The organism is Kitasatospora sp. NPDC093679 (genome assembly GCF_040683455.1).
Classification (GTDB): domain Bacteria; phylum Actinomycetota; class Actinomycetes; order Streptomycetales; family Streptomycetaceae; genus Kitasatospora; species Kitasatospora arboriphila.
This window is the reverse complement of sequence record NZ_JBFBDW010000115.1, coordinates 1-3,040: the sequence shown is the minus strand read 5'-3', so window position 1 is coordinate 3,040 and position 3,040 is coordinate 1. Positions and strand designations below refer to the sequence as shown.

General features: G+C 73.3%; 4 protein-coding genes. 3 read left to right on the top strand and 1 reads right to left on the bottom strand.

Going from position 1 to position 3,040, the window contains the following annotated elements; genetic code table 11:
- Positions 1-51: 51 nt before the first annotated feature.
- Complete coding sequence (locus AB0O09_RS38690) at positions 52-501, bottom strand: SRPBCC family protein (RefSeq protein WP_363550500.1); 450 nt, start codon at positions 499-501, stop codon at positions 52-54.
- Between the two features lie 334 nt (positions 502-835).
- On the opposite strand from AB0O09_RS38690, the gene AB0O09_RS38685 reads away from it, so the two are divergent.
- The 3 genes from AB0O09_RS38685 to AB0O09_RS38675 all read left to right on the top strand — a co-directional run bounded on the left by AB0O09_RS38685 (position 836) and on the right by AB0O09_RS38675 (position 2,487).
- The gene (locus AB0O09_RS38685; protein ID WP_363550498.1) at positions 836-1,066 is read left to right on the top strand and encodes a DUF6296 family protein; all 231 of its coding nucleotides are present in this window, start codon (positions 836-838) and stop codon (positions 1,064-1,066) included.
- Between the two features lie 221 nt (positions 1,067-1,287).
- Positions 1,288-1,497: a hypothetical protein gene (locus AB0O09_RS38680; RefSeq protein WP_363550496.1), complete on the top strand. Its 210-nt coding sequence runs from the start codon at positions 1,288-1,290 to the stop codon at positions 1,495-1,497.
- An 807-nt stretch (positions 1,498-2,304) separates the two neighbouring features.
- Positions 2,305-2,487 (top strand): hypothetical protein, encoded by a 183-nt coding sequence (locus AB0O09_RS38675; RefSeq protein WP_363550494.1) that lies wholly within the window; start codon positions 2,305-2,307, stop codon positions 2,485-2,487.
- Positions 2,488-3,040: the final 553 nt, after the last annotated feature.

Here is a 3,040-nt window from a genome sequence, read left to right as displayed (position 1 = left end):
ATTTCTGCCGCGGTTTTACATTCGGGGGCCCGGGGGCCCAAGTGCTGCGGGTCAGAGGCGCTCGCGGAAGCCGCCGGTCTCGGTGCCGCGCTTCTCGATGAAGTGCTTGAACCGCTTGAGGTCGCCCTTCACCTGCCGGTCCAGCATGTTCATCATGTCCGCGGCCTTCTCCGCCAGCCCCTCGGGCTGGTAGTCCATCGACATCACGATCCGCGTGTGGCCGGCGTCCAGCGCCTGGAACGACACCATGCCGGTCTGCTTCACCTCACCGCTGGTCGTCCGCCAGCTGACGTGGTCGTCCGGGACCTGGTCGACGATCTCGGTGTCGAACTCCCGCGACACCCCGCCGATCCGCGTCTTCCAGTGGTTGTGCCGGTCGTCGATCTGCCGGATCTCCTCCACGCCGTCCATGAACAGCGGGAAGTCCTCGAACTGCGTCCACTGGTTGTACGCGGTGCTCACCGGCACATCCACGTCGATCGTCTCCTGCACCTTGCTCATACCGAACCCACTCCCTCGTGGTCTGGCTCACCGGACCCCGGACGCCTGCCCCCGCGGCAGGCCCTCACACGGGGCCGTCCTCCATCCCGCCCGCACCGCGGAGCACCCGCAACCGCAGACGGCCACCACCCGGCCGCCCGAACCCGCGGCACGCGCCCTTCTTCCGCCGCTGCGGCACCAATCCCGGCAGCCGCACCGGTCGACCACCCGGGTGAACGCCCACCCGCAACTGCACCGGACCCCGGCACGGACCCACCGGCGGCCCGGGCGGGCGTAGTGTCTGGACACCGCCACCTCTGCGCGGCGCAGCAAGACCCGGAAAGGAGCGTCCGAGATGGCGCTCGTGCACCGCTACCTGATCGTCCTCCCCGGCCGGCCGGGCTGCCACGCCCCGCAGACCGGCACGGTCGTCACCGCCACCGGCCGCACCGGCCCCGGCGGCCACATGATCTACACCGACGAAACCGGCCGCCTGCATGTCGAAATCACCGACCACGGCACCGCCCGGCTCCTCACCCCCACCCCGCTCCACCACGGCCCCCTCCACGCCGAACCCCTCCCCTGACCGCCCCGAACCGGATGCCGGTGCCGGTGCCGGTGCCGGTGCCGAACGGACGGGACGCGCAGTCCCGGGCGGATGGACCAGGGGCTTCGGCGAGGCCGCCTGCGCCGTCAAGGGGTCCGGTGCCGGCGTGGAGCAGCGCGGCATGAAATGCCCTTTTCAGGGCATATGCCAGATTCTGGGTATGTTGGTTGAACGTTTACCGAACCTGCGTGGAGGCCGTCGTGCCGGATCCCGAACTGACACCGGAGGAGATCGCGATGGTCCACGAGTACGTGGAGATCCCGCCCGGAGTCGCGATCGACCGCCTGGACGTCCACCGGGCCCGGCTCGCGAAAGCCGTCGGCGGCTGGTTCCGCAAGGCCGGACCAGGTCTGTACGAGATCGTCACAGAAACCCCTCGCCCCGGCACCCGGCCGCCCGACCTGCCCTAGCGCGCAACCACGCCCGGAGCGCACCCTCGCCCGGGCTTCGTGCGGAACTGATGCCCTCGATCTGTGGCCCCGGCCGGGGGTACCACCATGGGGGCGGTCCGGCGCCCGCGAGAGGCCGTGGCGGATGCCGGACCGGAACCGGCGGCTCGCCTCGCACGGACCGGTCGGCCGCGTACCGGGCACGGGTGCTACTGCACACCGCCCGCGAGCCGCAAACACCCGCCCGCATCACCACCCGCAGGAGTGGCGGCCGCCCCGGCGGGTGGTGGTGCGGGCGGGTGGCCGGGCACGGCCGGGCGGGCGACTTTCCGGGGATGTCGGCCGGGCACCGGCGGCGGGGTGCGGCAACGGCGGGAGGGTGGTGCCCCGGGGCGCCGGCCGCCCGATCGCCGCCGTCTGCCGTCGGCCGGAGTGCAGCGGCCGAGCCGGACACCGGACTGGTCCCGGCCGGCGCGGCAACCGTCGTGGTCCAGGACGGCGACACCCCCGACGGCATCACCCGAACCCTTCACCTGTCCGGCAGCGGGCCCGGCAGCTCCCTGCGAGGCAAGGTGACGGCCGGGCCCGACCGGATGCGACGGCTACACCGCCTGCGACACCGACACTAGCCAACCCGATCACCTGCCGCAGCATCAAGAACGACGAAGGCCCCGCGGCAGTCCGCGGACCGCGGCACGATCCGCGGACTGCCGCCGTGACCGCCTGGTGGCCGACCGGCGAGGTGCCGGGATCCGTCGCGGGCCATAGCGTGTAGGCGGATCGACCAGCGGGTCAAACGAACCGTGACCGCCCCTTCGGGAGGCTCACATGCTCGTGCTCATGCTGCTCATGCCCCCGGCGCTTCTCGGTGCCCTCCTACTGCTCTGCCAGCTCGAGGAACGCCTCACCGACCGCCTCACCGCACCACCGCCGGACGAGCCGGCGCCTTCCCTGCCTGAGGGTCCGGACGCCTGCGAACCGGCGCCGGCCCAGGCCGACCCCGGGCACTGACCCCGCCGGCAGTGCCGGCGGTCCGGCCGCACGCCGTCCTCGACGTCCGGCCGGACTTCGCCGAACCCACCGAGGCGGTCCCCTGAGCCCGGCCGGCGAGAAGGGCCGAGGCGGCTGACGACCACCGCGCCCCGGTCTCCGATCAGGTACGAAGGCCGCCGTCCTGCAGGTCGCAGGGCAACGGCGTCCGGCGGGCGCGGGCCGCCGGTCGGGCGCGGCCGATGCGTACGGTCGACCGCCCGGAGGGTGGTGTCCTGCCGGCCCGGCGCGGTCGGAGGTGTACGTGCCGGGGTCGCCGGCCCGCCGATCGGGCTCGCCGGGGCGCCCTCAACGGATTCGCCGCGGCGCCGGCACAGCGCGTCCGCCGGTGGGGCGCGGCCTCACTTCGGTGCCGGGCCCAGGGACACGCCCCCTGCCGCAACCTCCGGATCACCGCCCCGGTTCCCGGTGGGCGAAAGAGTCCGGGCCCGGCGCGCGGATGCGCACCGGGCCCGGACCATGGTAGCGGGGACAGGATTCGAACCTGCGACCTCTGGGTTATGAGCCCAGCGAG